This is a genomic window from Actinomycetospora callitridis (assembly GCF_028737265.1).
Taxonomy (GTDB): Bacteria; Actinomycetota; Actinomycetes; order Mycobacteriales; family Pseudonocardiaceae; genus Actinomycetospora; species Actinomycetospora callitridis.
The window spans coordinates 540894-555101 of record NZ_JAQZAK010000003.1; the positions used below are offsets into that span (position 1 = coordinate 540894).

Genomic DNA, 14208 nt, shown 5'->3' on the forward strand with positions numbered 1-14208 from the left:
CTCCACCTCCGGGCCCGACGTTCCGACCCGACCCGGTCCACCCCCAGGGTCGAAGGACCCGCGACCGAGGTCGTCCGGCCCTGCGGCCCGGGGCGTGCGGCCGTGCGTGACGACCGTCCCGCGCCGTCCGACCCTGCGTCGCCGGTGCGGGTTCCGTCCGGAGGACCGGCGCCGTCCTTCCCCCTGCGGCCCGGGCAGGGCCAGGGGCCCGGTCGACACCGGCCGATCGACCCTGCCCCCAGCCGGCGTCGACGGACACTCTGACCCCATGGACGATGAGCTCCCGGGCCGCGACGCACACGACACCGCGAGCGGGCGCACCGCTCGTGCGGAGGGGATCGCGCTCGTCGTCGCCGGGTACGACGACTCGGAGGAGGCCGTCGAGGCCGTGGGCTGGGCTGCATCGCTGGCCCGGCGGACCGGCAGCGCCCTCCGGGTCGTCTGGGCCTGGAAGATCCGGGACGTCTGGGACACGGCGGTGGCCGCCGACGACCAGCACTCCGGCCCTCACCTGGCCGAGCTCGAGGAGGTCGCACGGCGCCATCTGACCGACGTCCTCACCGAACTCCTGGGCCTCGACGCCGCACACGTCGACGTCCACCTGCGCCAGGGGCCCGACTCGGCGGACATCCTGCTCCACGCTGCCGCCGACGCGGACATCCTCGTCGTGGGGTCCCGCGGACGGGGACGCGCCGCCTCGGCCGTCCTCGGTTCCGTGACCGCCCGGTGCGTGCGCGACTCGCCGGTCCCGGTGCTCGTGATCCCGCACCGCATGGTGCGGTCTGCGGCCGAGGCCCCCGAGCCGATCACCGTGGGCCGGCGGCACGAGCCGTGATGTAGACCCCCTACGGCCCGCCCGGGCGGGGAGGGGCCGTTGGGCAGGCGGGCGGCCGGGCGGCACGGGCAGCCGGGGCTACCGCGAGGGCCGGGAGCGCCCGCCCGCACCCGGGGGAACGATCGCCACCGGGCACGTCGCCCTCCGCACGAGGCCGGGGCGCGTCTGCGGGCGGCGATGCCGGCCGTGCTCCCCCACCCCGAGCACCACGAGCTCCGCATCGCGGGCCTGGTCGGCCAGCACCCGGTCCGCGCGCTCCTCGGCGAGGACGACACGGACTCCGGCCGGACGCGCCGATCCCAGCTCCGGAACGTCCTCGCCGAGCAGCCGCACATCCTTGCCGGCCCGCACCACCACGAGAGGAACACCGCGGGACGCGGCCCGGAGCGCGGCGAACCGCAGAGCGCCCCGACAGCCCTCCGAGCCGTCGTCCCCGACCACGACGGGGGCGTGGCCCTCCGCCCTCTCGCGCGCCCGCGCGTCACAGTGGTGGGGCACGAGGACGACCGGCACGGCGACCTCACCGGCCAGGCCCCGGGTGGTCCTGCCCAGGGTGAGCTCCCCGAGCCTGCCGAATCCGTCGCTGCCGAGGACGAGCAGGGAGGCGACGCGCGCCTGGGCCCGCAGCACCGCGACAGGATCGCTCTCGACCAGGTCTTCGACGATCGGGAGGTCCGGCGCGACGCGGCGGGCGACGAGCCGCATCTCCCGCAGTTCCTGACGGGCCAGCAAGAACAGGCCCTGCTCGGCGTCGACACCGACGAACGAGCGCCCCGGATAGCCTCCGCGGGGGACCACCAGCCCCTGCACCAGCCGGAGAGCGACGCCGCGGTCCCGGGCCTCGGCGGCGGCCCAGTGGACGGCCGCGCCGGCCCGTCCCCCGAGCGGCACGCCCACCACGACGTCCGCGCCCGCCCTCGTCGACGTCGGCGCTGGTGTTTCGGGGTCGCCCGCGGTCTGCGCGGAGACCATCGGATCCGACACGGCCCACCTCCTCGTCCTGCTGCGAGGGTCGCGTCCCACGGCGGGCGGCGGCCAGGGTCGGAGGGCCCTGTGACCCGGGTCGACCGACCGTCGAGCGCCCGAACGCTCGGGATGACGTGCGGGACCTACGGCCGCCGTCGCGACCTCGTGCTCGGCGGGGCGGGGCGATCCGTGAGCACCCCCGGGACGACGATCACCGGGCAGCGGGCCCGGCGCAGACACCCGACGGCCACCGACGCCACGGTTTCCGAGTCCTCGCCGTGGCCCACAACGAGGGCGGCGGCCTCGGCGGACTCCCGGACGAGCACGTCGGCGGGACGGCCGGGCACGGCCCGGGTCTCGATCACCACCGGTCCCTCCGCGACGAGCGCCGCGAGCCCGGGGTCGGACAGCACGTCGTCGACGAAGGCCCGCAACGTCGCCTCCTCGGCCTCGTGGACCGCGGCACGGTCAGGCACCGGCAGCAGGTCGCCCCCGGGCAACGCGGCGAGGGCACCCCAGAAGTAGCCCGCGGCGTCGTAGGCCGTGACGACCGTGAGCCGGCCACCGCACGCCGAGGCTCGGCGCACGGCCTCGGCGAGGGCACTCCGCGAGCTGGTCGAGCCGTTGACCCCACACAGGACTCGCGGGCCGTCGTCGCGGCGGTCGCGGGACACCGTCACGCCCGCTGTTCTGCCGTCATGACGAGGACCCTGCTCGCCACGTTGACTTTCCGTGAGGGTCGATGGTCCCGACGAGTCCCGTCGATCGGGCCCGTCAGTACTCCTCGGGCTTGACCTTGTTCGCGAGGACGGCGGCCTGCACCCGGCGTTGCATCCCCAACTTCGCCAACAACGCCGACACGTAGTTCTTCACCGTCTTCTCCGCCAGGTACATCCGCTGACCGATCTCCCGATTCGTCAGCCCCTCCCCGATGAGCCCCAGCACCTCCCGCTCCTTGACCGTCAGCTCCGCCAACGGATCCGGAGCCTCACTGCGCGACCGCAGCCGACCCATGAGGGCACTCGCCGCGCGACCGTCCAGCAACGAACCCCCCGCCCCCACCTCCCGCACCGCATTCACGATGTCGTTGCCCCGCACGTCCTTGATCACATAACCCGCGGCTCCGGCCAGCACCGCGTCGAACATCGCCTGCTCATCGGTGTACGAGGTCAACATCAGACACGCCAAGGCCGGCATCCGGGACCGCAACTCCCGGCACAGTTCGATCCCGGTGCCGTCCGGCAGGCGTACATCGAGCACCGCCACCTGGGGGCGCAACGCCGGGATCCGACCCAGGGCCTCGGCCACCGACCCCGCCTCACCCACCACCTCGAGGTCCTCGTGGCCGTCCAGCAGGTCCGCCACCCCCCGCCGCACCACCTCGTGATCATCCACCAGGAACACCGTCGTCACGACACGCTCCTTCTCCTGCAGCTCGTCGGGTTCGGGGAGGGACGGACCGGGGCCGACGAGCGTGAACGCGACGACATCCGTGGTCGCCAGCATCGTCCCTCGCGGAGACGACGGGCAGGGTCGAACGTCCCGACGATCAGGAGTCGCCCGGCGGCGTGGACCGGGGCACGACCCGCACCGGGCAGGGCGCGTGCAGCAGACAGCCGAGCCCGACCGAGCCGAGCAGCGCGCTGGCGACCGCTCCGCGGCCGCGGTGGCCCACGACCAGTTCGTCGGCACCCTCGGCCGCGTCGACCAGGACCTCGGCGGCCTCGCCGGGAAGCGCGACGACGTCGACCTCCGGACGCCGCAGATGCTGCCCGCCGAGTTCGTACGCGACATCGGTGACCATCTCACGGACAGCGGCGAGCAACTCGGTCTCGATCTCGGCGCGGCTCGGGAGGGGCGAGCCGGGAGTCGGGCCCAGCCGCCACTCGGGGGGCTCGTAGACCGCGACCACGTGGAGGCGGGCACCTCTCCGCGACGCGGAGCGCATCGCGTCGACCAGCGCCGCACGCGAGCCCGGCGACCCGTCGACCCCCACCACCACGGTCGGGCGGCCACCCTCGCCCGCGGGCACCCGGGCGCCGTCCTCCCCCACCTTCATGATCGCTCCCCGCGTCGCGCCGGCCGGGCCGGACGATCCGCCCTCGACCGGCCCGGCCCCAGGGCCGAACGTCTCTCCGGAGGTCCCGGACCCCCGAGGCGGCCTCCGCCGTGACCTCCGACGCGCTGGCCCTCGACCTCATCGGCGGCGAGTCGGTGGACGACCTCGGCGTGCTCGCCCGGACGTCCTGGGTCGATCGGCCCCCGCGAGCCGGGCTCTTCGCCCCTGAGGGTGCGCCCGGGATACGGCGACCGTCGCCTCGTGATGAGTCGGTGTCGGCAGGCCGCGCTCGGCGTGGTGGTGATCGTCCTGCTCGTGGCGTTCGGCGTCTCGGCGTGCGCTGCGCCGTCCGCCGGCACCGCGTCACCCGTGACCGGCACGGGCGGGACGATGACGGGCCCGGGCGGTGGGTGGCCGCGGTAGCGGTGGTCGCCCGGCTCGCCACCGCCGCCCCCGGGCTCGCGCAGAGCTGACCATGCGAGTCGGTCACTCCTCGAGGATGCGGCGGCGACCGCGGGGCGGACGTCATCGGGGCGTGCCGACCGCCGGTGCCACCGGGTCGCCACGCCGTACGTCGGCGACGGTGGCGTCGACGAACAGGATCGGGGAGGTGCGGATGCTCCGGTCCTCGACGTCGAAGGTCGGTCTGTTCTGCACCTGCAGGTGCAGGTGGGGCTCACCGGAGTTGCCGGAGTCACCGACCTGGCCGATCACCTGGCCGCGCCGGACCTGCTCGCCCACCCGGACGCGGACGCTGCCCTGCTCCAGGTGCCCGTACAGGACGTAGTGACCACCGCCGATGTCGAGGACCAGGTGGTTGCCGGCCATGTCGTGCCGTGTGTACCCGCCGACCGGGAGGTCGGGGAGACCGTCCACGGCCTCGGTGACCCGCGCGTCCGAGACGGCGAGGACGGGCCGGGAGAAGATGGCGAAGTCCTCCAGGCGGCTCCCGTCGCCGCGGTGGGTCCTGTCGTCGACGACCTCGACGAAGTCGATGGCGTCACGCTGCACGGCGAGCGTCCAGTGGTTGTTGACCAGCGCGCTCCGCCCCGCCGAGACGGCCTCCCACCGGACGGCGTGCGGGAGGCCGATCGTCACCGGATCGCGAGGCGCGGTCACGGTGGCGACGAGCTCGGCGACGAGGACCACCGAGCCGAGCAGGGCCAGCAGGTTGATCATGAGCGAGATGCGCGGCAGCGGGAAGGCGACCAGGATCACCGCGACGGCCAGGCCGACCCAGAACGCCGCGGTCACGAACGGCTCGGCACCGGGGAGGTAGGACCGCCAGACGGAGAACGTGCCGGGAAGTCCGGCGGCGGCCAGGACCGCGAGGAAGAGCCAGAGGTTCGTCGCCTGGAGCCCGAAGGTCCGCCGTGCCAGGCAGCGCGGCGAGCAGGCGCCGGCACGCACGCGACGAACGACCATGACGACGGGCAGGACGGCGGCGAACGCGACCATCGCGAGCACGGTCTCGCCCGTCTGGTAGGCACGGGTGCCGGCGACGAGCCCCGTGACCCCGAGGATCAGCTCGCGGTGCCCGAGGACGGCCGGGGCGGGTACCTCGTGCGTCTCGGCCAGGCGCGGGATCGCCACGCACACCGACGCCAGAGCCCCCAGGACGAGGGGTACGGACTCGACGGGCACCCGGCCGATCAGCAGATCCGAGCCGAGAGCGACCGGGACGAACGCGACCGTCGTGAGCCCGGCCAGGACGAGATTGCGCCGGGTCGCAGCGACGCCGCGGTGCCGGTGACGTGCATCGGGCTCGACCGAGAGCATCACGAGCACGCCCAGGACGACCACGACCACGAAGGCCGGCAGGTCGAGAACGCCGAGAGCGGTCGCGACGAACCACGTCACCGCCAGCCCGCCGGCGAGCCATCGTGTCGACAAGGCCGCACCTCCGCGGTCGGAGAGGGACGCTCCTGTGCCTCTCGGGGGCGACCGTGTCGCGCCCGGGCCGCCGGCCACAGCCCGCGAAGGTCCCCCCACTCCGGACCGAAGGTCCACCCCGGACGCTCCTCGCGGGGAGCCGACCGGAGCGGCGGGCCCCACGACCGTCCCACCGAGGTCGCACGGCCCTGGGCGGACCCTGACCGGCGAGGAACGCTTCCGGTCATGAGATCGTCCGCGGCCTACCGCATCTGGCTCCCGAACTGGCTGGGCCTGCTGCTGCTGGCCGTGCTCAACGGCACCGTCCGGGGCACGGTCCTCCAGCCACGGCTCGGCGAGGAGACCGCGCGCCGTGTCGCGACCGTCGTGCTGCTCGCGGCGTTGACCGCCTACGTGCACCGGCTGCAGCGACGTCACCCGATCCCGGATGCGGCGCACGCGTGGGTCGTCGGGATGTCCTGGGTCGTCATGACCCTGGGCTTCGAGTTCGGCTTCGGACGGCTGGTGGGCAAGCTGGCCTGGTCGGAGTTGCTGGCGGACTACGACGTGCGGGCCGGTCGCATCTGGGTGCTGGTGCCGGTGTGGACCGCCGTCGCTCCCGAGGTGATGCGGCGCCTCACGCTCCCGCAGGCACCGCACGAGCCCGAGACACGATGACGCCGACGCTCGCGGTGCTCAGCTCGGCCGTCGGCGTGGCGCTGATCGCGACCGCACTGTTCGACGTCTTCGCCACCCTGTTCTCGCACCCGCGGCGGCACTCGCTGAGTCGAGCGGTGATCAGCGCGACCTGGTCGACGTGTCATCACCTGCCCGGGCCGCGCACGCTGGGGCTCGCCGGGCCCGTCTCGTTCCTCGTCGTCGTGGCGAGCTGGACGACGTTCCTGGGGTGCGGCTGGGCCCTGGTGTACTGGCCGTGGATGCCCGAGGGCTTCCTGCACGCGACCGAGCTCGACGCCGTCGGCACGAGCCTGCTCGACGCCCTGTACTTCTCGCTGGTCACCCTCAGCACGCTCGGCTACGGCGACGTCTCGCCCTCGCACGGACTGCTGCGCGTGGCCGCTCCGCTGGAGGCCCTGCTCGGACTGGGGCTGCTGACCGCCAGCGTGTCGTGGTTGCTCTCGATCTTCCCCGTGCTCTCCCGGCGCCGGGCCCTGGCCTACGAGATACGACTGCTGCAGGAGGTCGGGAACGACAGGTCCGACCCCGGCCCGCCGGAGCCGCTACCCCCGAGCGTGTACGCCGACCTGACCTCGCGGCTGGTGGCCGGCGAGCGCGACCTGGTCACCTTTCCCATCACCTACTACTTCCACGACGACGACCCGCGGTTCGCGCTGCCGGCGGTGATGAGCCATCTGCTGGACCTCGCCGAGCAGGCCCGCCGGCAGGGCACCTGCCCCGATGCCCATTTCCACGGCGGGCTGCTGCTGCGGGCGATCGACGAATTCGCCGCCGGCGTCGCCACCCGCTTCCGGATTCCGGGCGGCTCGACACGGGACGTGCTCGACGCCTACGCCCGCGACCACGCCGTCGGGGCCGCCGGCCCGGGTCGCCTCCATCCGGGGCCTCCCGGCGGCCACCGCCTCCCGGAGGACCGGCGGTCGTAGGTTCGAGCTCGGGACCCGCCGGCCCCCGCCACCTCCCCGGAGGTCGCACGACCGTCACCGCCACGTGCGCGGTGTGCTCGGTCGAACGGCGAGGTGTGGCCGATCAGGGCGCCGTGACAGGTCGGGACCACCACGCCCGGGCATCTCCGGGCCCTCGGTCGCCTCCCGACGGGCCCATCGGCCCTGCTCGACGGGGTTCCAGGATGGCGATCTGGTCTCCCCGGCCCGAGCGGCCGGGTCGACGACAGGAGGAGCTCCATGGCCATCACGAAGCGGGGCCGGCGCGCCGCAACCCAGGAACCAACCGACGACGCGGCAGCGACGACGACGGGCACCTCGACGGAGACCGCCACCACCGCCACGGCGGAGGGCGCGACCGACACCGCACAACCCACAGCGTCGGGCGGCGTCTCCGGCGCCCTCCGCCGCGGTGCCCGTGCGGTTGTCGGCACGCTGAGCGCGCCGGTCTCCGACAGCCTCCTCGGCCGGCACCCGCGCATGACCACGATCGCGGTGGACGAGCGCGTCGAGGACGATGCCGTCGTCGTCGACGCGGAACTGCCCGGCTTCGCCCCCGGCGACATCACCGTCGCCGCGGAGGGCGGTCAGCTGTTCCTGCACGCGGTGCGCGAGGCCGATTCGGAGAACGCTCGACCGGACGCCGAGAGCCGGCGGCGCCGCGAGCGGCGGACGGGCATCTTCCACCGCGAGCTCGCCGTCCCGCCGGACACCGACCCGTCGACGATCACCGCGTCCTACGCCGCCGGCGTGCTGACCGTCCGCATGCCCCTGCCGACACCACGGACGCCGACCGAGCGTGTCGAGATCCCCGTGCGGCACGACGAGCGGGCCCCGGGCGGCGAGACGGACGACGGGAGTCCGTCCTGAGCGCGACACCCGGGCCGCGCCCCGACGGGGGCGAGGTGGCGCCAGGGCCCGGGCGTCGGTGGGCACCTCTGTCAGCGGGCCGGAACCGGGCCGGTTCGCACCCGGCCGGCGACGAGCAGCGTCACGCCCTCGATGACGATCTGGACGCCCAGCAGGAGGCCCAGCAGGGACGGGACGGCGATGGTCAGGTTGAAGAGCACGACCAGACCCAGGATGATCGACAGGATTCCGCTGACGATCAGCAGGGCACGGGCCTGCGGCACCTGGGCCCCGGCGAACAGCCGGGTCACGCCCACGACGAGGAACAGCGCGCCCGCCAGCAACGTGAGCGCCGCGGCACCCGCCAGCGGGTCGCGGACGATGATCACGCCCAGCACGATCAGCACCGCCCCGCCGAGCGCTGCGGACCAGGAGACGCCGGACTCGCGGCGGACGAAGGCGCCCACGAGCGTCACCACACCCGATCCGATCGCGATCCAGCCGAGGAACAGCACGGACAGGATCGTCGCGATCACCGCGTTGCCCAGCACCAACAACCCGGCCAGCAGCAGCAGGATCCCGAGCGCGACGTCCCAGCCGGTCCTGCGTCGTTGCACGACGGTCGCCATGACCATCTCCTTCCGCTCCGTGGCGGGGACAATGCCGGGGGGCGGGTGCTCCCGGTAGGGACCTCGGACCCGGTCCCTCGGGCCCGAGAGCCTCTCGCCACCCCGTGTCGGCCCGGGCTCGATGGCGGTCAGGCCCGTGGGCGTGCTGGTCCACGGGCGGAGAGGATGGGTGTCGATGTTCGAGACGGCCCTGCACGAAGGCATCACCCGGGCACAGGAAGGGTTGCGGCGGGCCCGCCGTGAGGACCTCCCCCACGAAGCGACCGCCTACGCCGCGCGCCTCCTCGACCTGGTGGACCGGGCTCGTGAGAACGGTATCGACACCACGGCCTGGGTGGACCCGGAGCTCATGACCGCCGCCCTCGCGTCGGCCGGGGACACCTGACCGTTCCTGTCGCGCGCGGTGCCGTGATCAGGACGACAACGTCCCGCGCAGCACGCTCGACGCGTGGGCCGGGTCGCCGTCGTAGCGCTCGGCGGAGACGTCGACGACGGAGTAGCCGGTCATGTCCAGGCCCGCAGGCATCGTGAAACTGCCGTGCCCGTTCTCGCCGAGAGCGCCGATCGCGACCATGCTGTTGGTGCGCTCGTCGAGCAGCCAGACCTCGTAGTAGCCCTGCTCCGGGGCAGGCGGCATCGTCGCGCTCACCTCGATGCGCCGCTCGCCGCCGGCCTCGACGACGCTGACCTTCCCGGTGGCACCGGGCGGTCCGGCCGCGAACGCGGACAGGGAGGCGGACGCGATCTGCTCCGTCGCGGGCGGGTCCTCGGTGAACGGACCGGCGACCGCGATCGCCACCGCGGCGACGAGCGCGGCGGCCGCGGCCAGCGCGCCGACGACGAGGGCCCGACGCCGGCGCGACGGGCGGATCGGGCGGACCGGGCCGGGCGCAGGGTCGGCCCCGAGGGCGAGCTCGGCGGCGATGCTGGACCAGACGTGGTCGGGGGGCGCTTCCAGCGGGGCCGGTCCGGCCTCGCGGGCGAGCGCGACCGTGTCGCGCATCGCCGTCACCTCGCTGCGGCACTGAGCGCACTGGTCGAGGTGGGTGGAGAGGGCATCGACGACGGGCTGCTCGCCCAGGGCGACCAGGGTCAGTCGTTCACGGTCGGGATGCGGCACCTTCCACCTCCCTCCTCGTCCGGAGACGCTCGATCCCCCGCCGGAGGTGACTCTTGACCGTACCGAGGGGTAGACCGGTGACGGCGGCGATCTGTGCGTGCGTGAGGTCGTCGTAGAACGCGAGCTCGATGACGCGCCGTTGCTGGGGGACGAGGTGGGTCAGCTCGTCGGCGGCGACGATGCGGTCGAGGACACGGTCCGCCGAGGGTTCGGGCGCGGGGGGGTCCTCAGTTCGTTCGAGGACTCGCTGGAGCCGGGCCTCGCGCTGGAGCACCCGCAGACGGTCGGCGACCTGCCGGCGCGCGATGCCGAGCAACCACGCCGGCAGCGTGCCCCGGTGCGGGTCGAACGTGTGCCGGCCGCGCCACGCGGTGACGAAGGTCTGCTGGGTGATGTCCTCCGCGTCGACCCGGTCGGGCAGGCTGCGCAGGCCCAGGGCGAACACCAGACGTCCCCACCGGTCGTAGGCGGTGCGCAGCGCGGCCTCGTCGCCGGTGACGAAGCTCTCGGCGAGCCGGACCTCGTCGTCGGACGTCATGGCCCTCCCGTGGGAACCGCGGTGATCACCACGTTGTCCCGGTACGACCGGGTGTCCTCGTCGAAGGGGCCGCCGCAGGTGATCACGACGAGGCGAGGCGCACCGGTCCGCGCGAACAGCCGCTCCAGGGGCACCTGGTCCTTCGACCACTGATCGCGGGAGACGACCGCGTAGGACCGGACCTGACCGTCCGGACCCGCGAGCACCAGTGTCGCCCCCGTATCGAGCTCCCGCAGGTCGAACAGCGCGCCCTCCTGCCCGGCACGGTCCACGTGGCCGGCCAGGACCGTCGAGCCCTGCTGCGCGTCGAACCCGGGGCCGTGGCGGTACCAGCCGACGGTCGCGACGTCCTCGGGGATCGCCATGCCCCCGCTCGCGCGGTCGACGCCGACCGGGACGACCGGCACGTCGACACCGAGGGCGGGGATCCGGAGGCCGACCGGTGGCGCCTCCGGGCGCGGCGTGGACGCGGCCGCCGTGACGCGGGGTGGGGGTGCGGGGTCGGCGACGGCCCCGACGGCCGACGGGGACGAGGACGCGGACGCGGGGTCGCCGGCCGGCCAGAAGGCGCCCGCGAGCAGGAGCAGGGCGCCGACGACGACGCCGGTGAGGGCGGACACGCGTCGACGCCGCCCCGTACGGGGCGGCGTCGGGCGTGAGGTGTCAGGAGCGCGCACGGACCCAGGCCGCGCCGGAACCCGCGAGCACCAGCAGACCCAGGACCCCGAGGCCGAGACCGACGGGCAGGCCGTCGTCCGCCAGCCCGCCGGAGCCGCCGGCCACGCCACCGGGGGCGCTGTGCGCACCGGTGATCGTCTGCGTCACCAGTGACAGCGTGTTGTCGTTCGCCGAGCCGATGGCGTAGGCGATGTTGACCGTGCCCTCGCCGAGCTCGAGGGAGGCCGGACCGATGACGACGTCATCGGTCCCGGCGAGGACCACGTCGGCCGAGACGGTGCCGGCGGCGACGTCGGCCTGGGCGCTGTTCGGGTTGGTGAGCCCGCTCAGTGCCGCCTGGCCGTCGACGCGGGCGTCCACGGCGGGGGCCGCCGCGGTGTGCCGGACCACGAGCCGGGCGTCACCGGCGGGCACCGAGCCGACGTCGTTGACGAACGGGGTGAGGGTCGGCTGACCCTGCTCCGACAGGTGGGCGACGACGCTGATGTTCGCGCCGGCCGGGACCTCGGCGTCCTCGGCCGCGACGAGCGGGGCCTCCGACGTCGGTGCGCCCGCAGCCCGGACGGCGAGGTCGTAGGTGCCGGCGGGCAGCTCGAGCGGGCCCGCGACCGTGCCCGGCGCGAAGTCCGACACGGTCTCCGTGCCGTTGACGTAGACGTCGACCGCCTGCCCGGGGATGCCGTGCACCACCGAGACCTGCGCCGGCTGGTCACCCTCGGCCGCCTGCGCGGCTCCGGCGAGCGCCACGGACGTGCTCAGGGCGAGTGTCGCGGCGGCGACGACGGTGAGGATCCTGCGTGTCGGGATCATGGAGCTCCAACCTCGGGCGGACAGTGATGCCGGGTACTACGTCCGCTACGCCCGATACGGATGCGGCAGAACGCCGGGCGACCGATTCCTTTGCGGGGTCGCGGCGGTCTACAGGTGTGAGGCGTGACCGCAGGACAGGTTCGCCTCCCCCGGACACGCCGACCCCGAAGGACGGATCACCATGGGCCTCCCCACGACGATGCGCGCGCTGCAGCAGACGTCCCTGCGCGGGCCGCAGGACATGCACCTGATCACCGACGCGCCGGTGCCGAGGCCCGGCCGGGGCGAGGTCCTGATCCGCGTGACCGCCGCCGGCGTCAACTTCGCCGATGTCTCGAAGGCCCACGGCACGTTCGCGGAGGGACCGAGGCCGCCCTACCTGGCCGGTTTCGAGGCCGCTGGCGAGATCGTCGCCCGCGGTGAGGCGGTGACCGGTGCGGAGGTGGGGACGCGCGTCGTCGGCGTGGGCGACGGCGCCTTCGCCGAGTACGTGGTGCTCTCCGCCGCGGCGGCCGTGCCGGTGCCGGCCGGATGGGCGGAGCAGCAGGCGCTCGGGCTCGTCGTGAACTGGCCGACCGCCCTCGCGACCCTCCGGCTCCTGGGCGGAGCCACCGCCGGGCAGAGCGTGCTGATCCACGCCGCGGCCGGCGCCACCGGTCAGGCCGCGGTCACGCTGGCCAAGCACCTCGGCGCGACGGTCATCGCCACCGCCTCGCCGAGCAAGCACGACGTCGTGCTCGCCCTGGGCGCCGACCACGTCCTGGACTCGCGGACCGGCGACATCGCGGCCGAGGTGCTGCGCCTGACCGACGGCGTCGGTGTCGACGTCGTCCTGGAGTCGGCGGGCGGGACCACGTTCGCGGCGAGCCTGGCCGCGGCGAAGCGGGTCACCGGCCGTGTCGTGGTGTACGGCGTGGCGGGCGGCGACGCCTCCGTCACCAACCGGGACCTGGTGTACCGGCACCAGGTCCACCTCGTCGGCTTCAACCTCGGCGCGTTGATCGGGGCCGCGCCGCACCTCTTCGGGGCGGTCGTGCAGGAGCTCTCCGTGCTCGTCGCCGCCGGCGTGATCACACCTGGCCGGCCCACGACCCACGACCTGGCCGACGGCCCGAAAGTGCTGGCGGACCTGGAGAACCGGGCCACCGTCGGCAAGACGGCACTGCTCCCCTGAGACCTCCGTACTCTCGCGAGGTGCCGTTGCAGCCGCGGAGGGACGACCGGTTCGGCGACGATCGATTCGGGCAGGACACCGAGCAGTTCCGCCGGGAACTGTTGGCGCACTGCTACCGCATGGTCGGCTCGGCCCACGACGCCGAGGACCTGGTGCAGGAGACCTACCTGCGCGCGTGGCGGTCCTACTCGGGGTTCCGGGCCCGGGCCTCGCTGCGGACCTGGCTCTACGCGATCGCCACCAACGTCTGCCTGTCGGCATCGGCGGCGCGCTCGGTCCGGATGCTGCCCTCCGGCCTGGCCGGGCCGGCCGACGGCTCCGACCACCCGCCCGGTCCCGTCCCGCCGGACGAGGTCTCGTGGCTGGAACCGCTGCCGGACGCCTGGACCGCTGCGCCGGTCGACGATCCCGCCGCGGTGGTGGTCGCCCGCGAGACGGTGCGGCTGGCGCTCGTCGCCGGCCTGCAGCACCTCCCCGCCCGCCAGCGCGCGATCCTCATCCTGCGCGACGTGCTGGCGTTCTCCGCGGCCGAGACCGCCGAGGTGCTGGGGACCACCACCGCCGCGGTCAAGAGCGGGCTCCAGCGCGCCCGCGCCCGCCTCGACGACGTCGCACAGGAGCCGGCCGGTCTGCTCCCACCGACCGACCGACGGGCCCGCGCGCTGCTCGACGGGTACATCGCGGCCTTCGAGCACTCCGATGCCCACCTGCTCGAACAGGTGCTGCGTACCGACGCGACCCTCGAGGCGACGCCCTTCCGTGACTGGCAGTCGGGCCGGGCGATGTGCCTCCACGTGCTCGACACGTACGTGCTGGGGACGCCGGGCGACTGGCGGATGATCGCCACGACGGCCAACGGGCACCCCGCCGCGGCGGTGTACCGCCGGGACCCCGACGGCACCCCGAGGGCCGACGGCATCGTGGTCCTCATCCCCACGGCCGGCGGCGTCTCCCGGGTGGTCAAGTTCGGCGATCCCGCACTCGTCGTGGTGTTCGGCTTCCCGGACGTGCTCGCGCCCTGAGTCGGGTCTCCGG

The 14208-nt window shown here is 74.3% G+C and carries 18 protein-coding genes; 8 read left to right on the forward strand and 10 right to left on the reverse strand.

Annotated features, from left to right (window positions below):
* Positions 1 to 268: 268 nt before the first annotated feature.
* Positions 269 to 835: a universal stress protein gene (locus tag PH191_RS14020; protein ID WP_274195211.1), complete on the forward strand. Its 567-nt coding sequence runs from the start codon at positions 269 to 271 to the stop codon at positions 833 to 835.
* 78 nt (positions 836 to 913) lie between these two features.
* Here PH191_RS14020 and PH191_RS14025 read toward each other — a convergent pair whose 3' ends face one another.
* From PH191_RS14025 to PH191_RS14040, 4 genes are all read right to left on the reverse strand, one after another.
* A complete protein-coding gene (locus tag PH191_RS14025; protein ID WP_274195212.1) occupies positions 914 to 1819 on the reverse strand; it encodes a universal stress protein in 906 nt (301 codons plus the stop codon).
* Between the two features lie 125 nt (positions 1820 to 1944).
* A complete protein-coding gene (locus PH191_RS14030; RefSeq protein ID WP_274195213.1) occupies positions 1945 to 2481 on the reverse strand; it encodes a universal stress protein in 537 nt (178 codons plus the stop codon).
* A 94-nt stretch (positions 2482 to 2575) separates the two neighbouring features.
* Positions 2576 to 3214, reverse strand: coding sequence for a response regulator transcription factor (locus PH191_RS14035; RefSeq protein ID WP_274195300.1), 639 nt, complete (start codon positions 3212 to 3214; stop codon positions 2576 to 2578).
* A 136-nt stretch (positions 3215 to 3350) separates the two neighbouring features.
* The gene (locus PH191_RS14040; protein WP_274195214.1) at positions 3351 to 3860 is read right to left on the reverse strand and encodes a universal stress protein; all 510 of its coding nucleotides are present in this window, start codon (positions 3858 to 3860) and stop codon (positions 3351 to 3353) included.
* A gap of 261 nt (positions 3861 to 4121) precedes the next feature.
* Between PH191_RS14040 and PH191_RS14045 the strand changes: the two genes are divergently transcribed.
* Positions 4122 to 4283, forward strand: a complete 162-nt coding sequence (locus PH191_RS14045; RefSeq protein WP_274195215.1) for a hypothetical protein — start codon at positions 4122 to 4124, stop codon at positions 4281 to 4283.
* Positions 4284 to 4385: 102 nt separating this feature from the next.
* Here PH191_RS14045 and PH191_RS14050 read toward each other — a convergent pair whose 3' ends face one another.
* A complete protein-coding gene (locus PH191_RS14050; RefSeq protein WP_274195216.1) occupies positions 4386 to 5753 on the reverse strand; it encodes a M23 family metallopeptidase in 1368 nt (455 codons plus the stop codon).
* A gap of 225 nt (positions 5754 to 5978) precedes the next feature.
* On the opposite strand from PH191_RS14050, the gene PH191_RS14055 reads away from it, so the two are divergent.
* The 3 genes from PH191_RS14055 (at position 5979) to PH191_RS14065 (ending at position 8245) form a co-directional block, all read left to right on the forward strand.
* Complete coding sequence (locus PH191_RS14055; protein WP_274195217.1) at positions 5979 to 6410, forward strand: hypothetical protein; 432 nt, start codon at positions 5979 to 5981, stop codon at positions 6408 to 6410.
* On the forward strand, positions 6407 to 7357 hold the full coding sequence (locus PH191_RS14060) for a potassium channel family protein (RefSeq protein ID WP_274195218.1): 951 nt from the start codon (positions 6407 to 6409) through the stop codon (positions 7355 to 7357). The genes PH191_RS14055 and PH191_RS14060 overlap by 4 nt, the downstream gene beginning before the upstream one ends.
* Before the next feature lie 258 nt (positions 7358 to 7615).
* Positions 7616 to 8245, forward strand: a complete 630-nt coding sequence (locus tag PH191_RS14065; RefSeq protein ID WP_274195219.1) for an Hsp20/alpha crystallin family protein — start codon at positions 7616 to 7618, stop codon at positions 8243 to 8245.
* Between the two features lie 71 nt (positions 8246 to 8316).
* On the opposite strand, the gene PH191_RS14070 is transcribed toward PH191_RS14065, so the two are convergent.
* Positions 8317 to 8853, reverse strand: coding sequence for a DUF308 domain-containing protein (locus PH191_RS14070; RefSeq protein WP_274195220.1), 537 nt, complete (start codon positions 8851 to 8853; stop codon positions 8317 to 8319).
* Positions 8854 to 9028: 175 nt separating this feature from the next.
* Here PH191_RS14070 and PH191_RS14075 point away from each other — a divergent pair, with 175 nt between their 5' ends.
* Positions 9029 to 9238, forward strand: coding sequence for a hypothetical protein (locus PH191_RS14075; protein WP_274195221.1), 210 nt, complete (start codon positions 9029 to 9031; stop codon positions 9236 to 9238).
* 27 nt (positions 9239 to 9265) lie between these two features.
* Here PH191_RS14075 and PH191_RS14080 read toward each other — a convergent pair whose 3' ends face one another.
* The 4 genes from PH191_RS14080 to PH191_RS14095 are packed head-to-tail and all read right to left on the reverse strand — an operon-like array spanning position 9266 to position 11999.
* Positions 9266 to 9973: an anti-sigma factor gene (locus PH191_RS14080; protein ID WP_274195222.1), complete on the reverse strand. Its 708-nt coding sequence runs from the start codon at positions 9971 to 9973 to the stop codon at positions 9266 to 9268.
* Positions 9954 to 10511 carry an RNA polymerase sigma factor gene (locus tag PH191_RS14085; RefSeq protein WP_274195223.1) on the reverse strand — a complete coding sequence of 186 codons (558 nt, stop codon included), beginning with the start codon at positions 10509 to 10511 and terminating at the stop codon, positions 9954 to 9956. The genes PH191_RS14080 and PH191_RS14085 overlap by 20 nt, the downstream gene beginning before the upstream one ends.
* Positions 10508 to 11131, reverse strand: a complete 624-nt coding sequence (locus PH191_RS14090) for a class F sortase (protein ID WP_274195224.1) — start codon at positions 11129 to 11131, stop codon at positions 10508 to 10510. The genes PH191_RS14085 and PH191_RS14090 overlap by 4 nt, the downstream gene beginning before the upstream one ends.
* 43 nt (positions 11132 to 11174) lie before the next feature.
* A complete protein-coding gene (locus tag PH191_RS14095; RefSeq protein WP_274195225.1) occupies positions 11175 to 11999 on the reverse strand; it encodes a DUF4397 domain-containing protein in 825 nt (274 codons plus the stop codon).
* A gap of 181 nt (positions 12000 to 12180) precedes the next feature.
* Here PH191_RS14095 and PH191_RS14100 point away from each other — a divergent pair, with 181 nt between their 5' ends.
* Positions 12181 to 13173 carry a zinc-binding dehydrogenase gene (locus tag PH191_RS14100; protein ID WP_274195226.1) on the forward strand — a complete coding sequence of 331 codons (993 nt, stop codon included), beginning with the start codon at positions 12181 to 12183 and terminating at the stop codon, positions 13171 to 13173.
* Positions 13174 to 13199: 26 nt separating this feature from the next.
* Positions 13200 to 14195: an RNA polymerase subunit sigma-70 gene (locus PH191_RS14105; RefSeq protein WP_274195301.1), complete on the forward strand. Its 996-nt coding sequence runs from the start codon at positions 13200 to 13202 to the stop codon at positions 14193 to 14195.
* Positions 14196 to 14208 lie beyond the last annotated feature (13 nt).

Bases quoted from the DNA above. Each gene is read 5' to 3' on its own strand.
- PH191_RS14020 (WP_274195211.1), top strand. From the start codon at position 269: ATGGACGATGAGCTCCCGGGCCGCGACGCACACGACACCGCGAGCGGG.
- PH191_RS14040 (WP_274195214.1), bottom strand. From the start codon at position 3,860: ATGAAGGTGGGGGAGGACGGCGCCCGGGTGCCCGCGGGCGAGGGTGGC.
- PH191_RS14055 (WP_274195217.1), top strand. From the start codon at position 5,979: ATGAGATCGTCCGCGGCCTACCGCATCTGGCTCCCGAACTGGCTGGGC.
- PH191_RS14060 (WP_274195218.1), top strand. From the start codon at position 6,407: ATGACGCCGACGCTCGCGGTGCTCAGCTCGGCCGTCGGCGTGGCGCTG.
- PH191_RS14065 (WP_274195219.1), top strand. From the start codon at position 7,616: ATGGCCATCACGAAGCGGGGCCGGCGCGCCGCAACCCAGGAACCAACC.
- PH191_RS14070 (WP_274195220.1), bottom strand. From the start codon at position 8,853: ATGGCGACCGTCGTGCAACGACGCAGGACCGGCTGGGACGTCGCGCTC.
- PH191_RS14075 (WP_274195221.1), top strand. From the start codon at position 9,029: ATGTTCGAGACGGCCCTGCACGAAGGCATCACCCGGGCACAGGAAGGG.
- PH191_RS14085 (WP_274195223.1), bottom strand. From the start codon at position 10,511: ATGACGTCCGACGACGAGGTCCGGCTCGCCGAGAGCTTCGTCACCGGC.
- PH191_RS14095 (WP_274195225.1), bottom strand. From the start codon at position 11,999: ATGATCCCGACACGCAGGATCCTCACCGTCGTCGCCGCCGCGACACTC.
- PH191_RS14100 (WP_274195226.1), top strand. From the start codon at position 12,181: ATGGGCCTCCCCACGACGATGCGCGCGCTGCAGCAGACGTCCCTGCGC.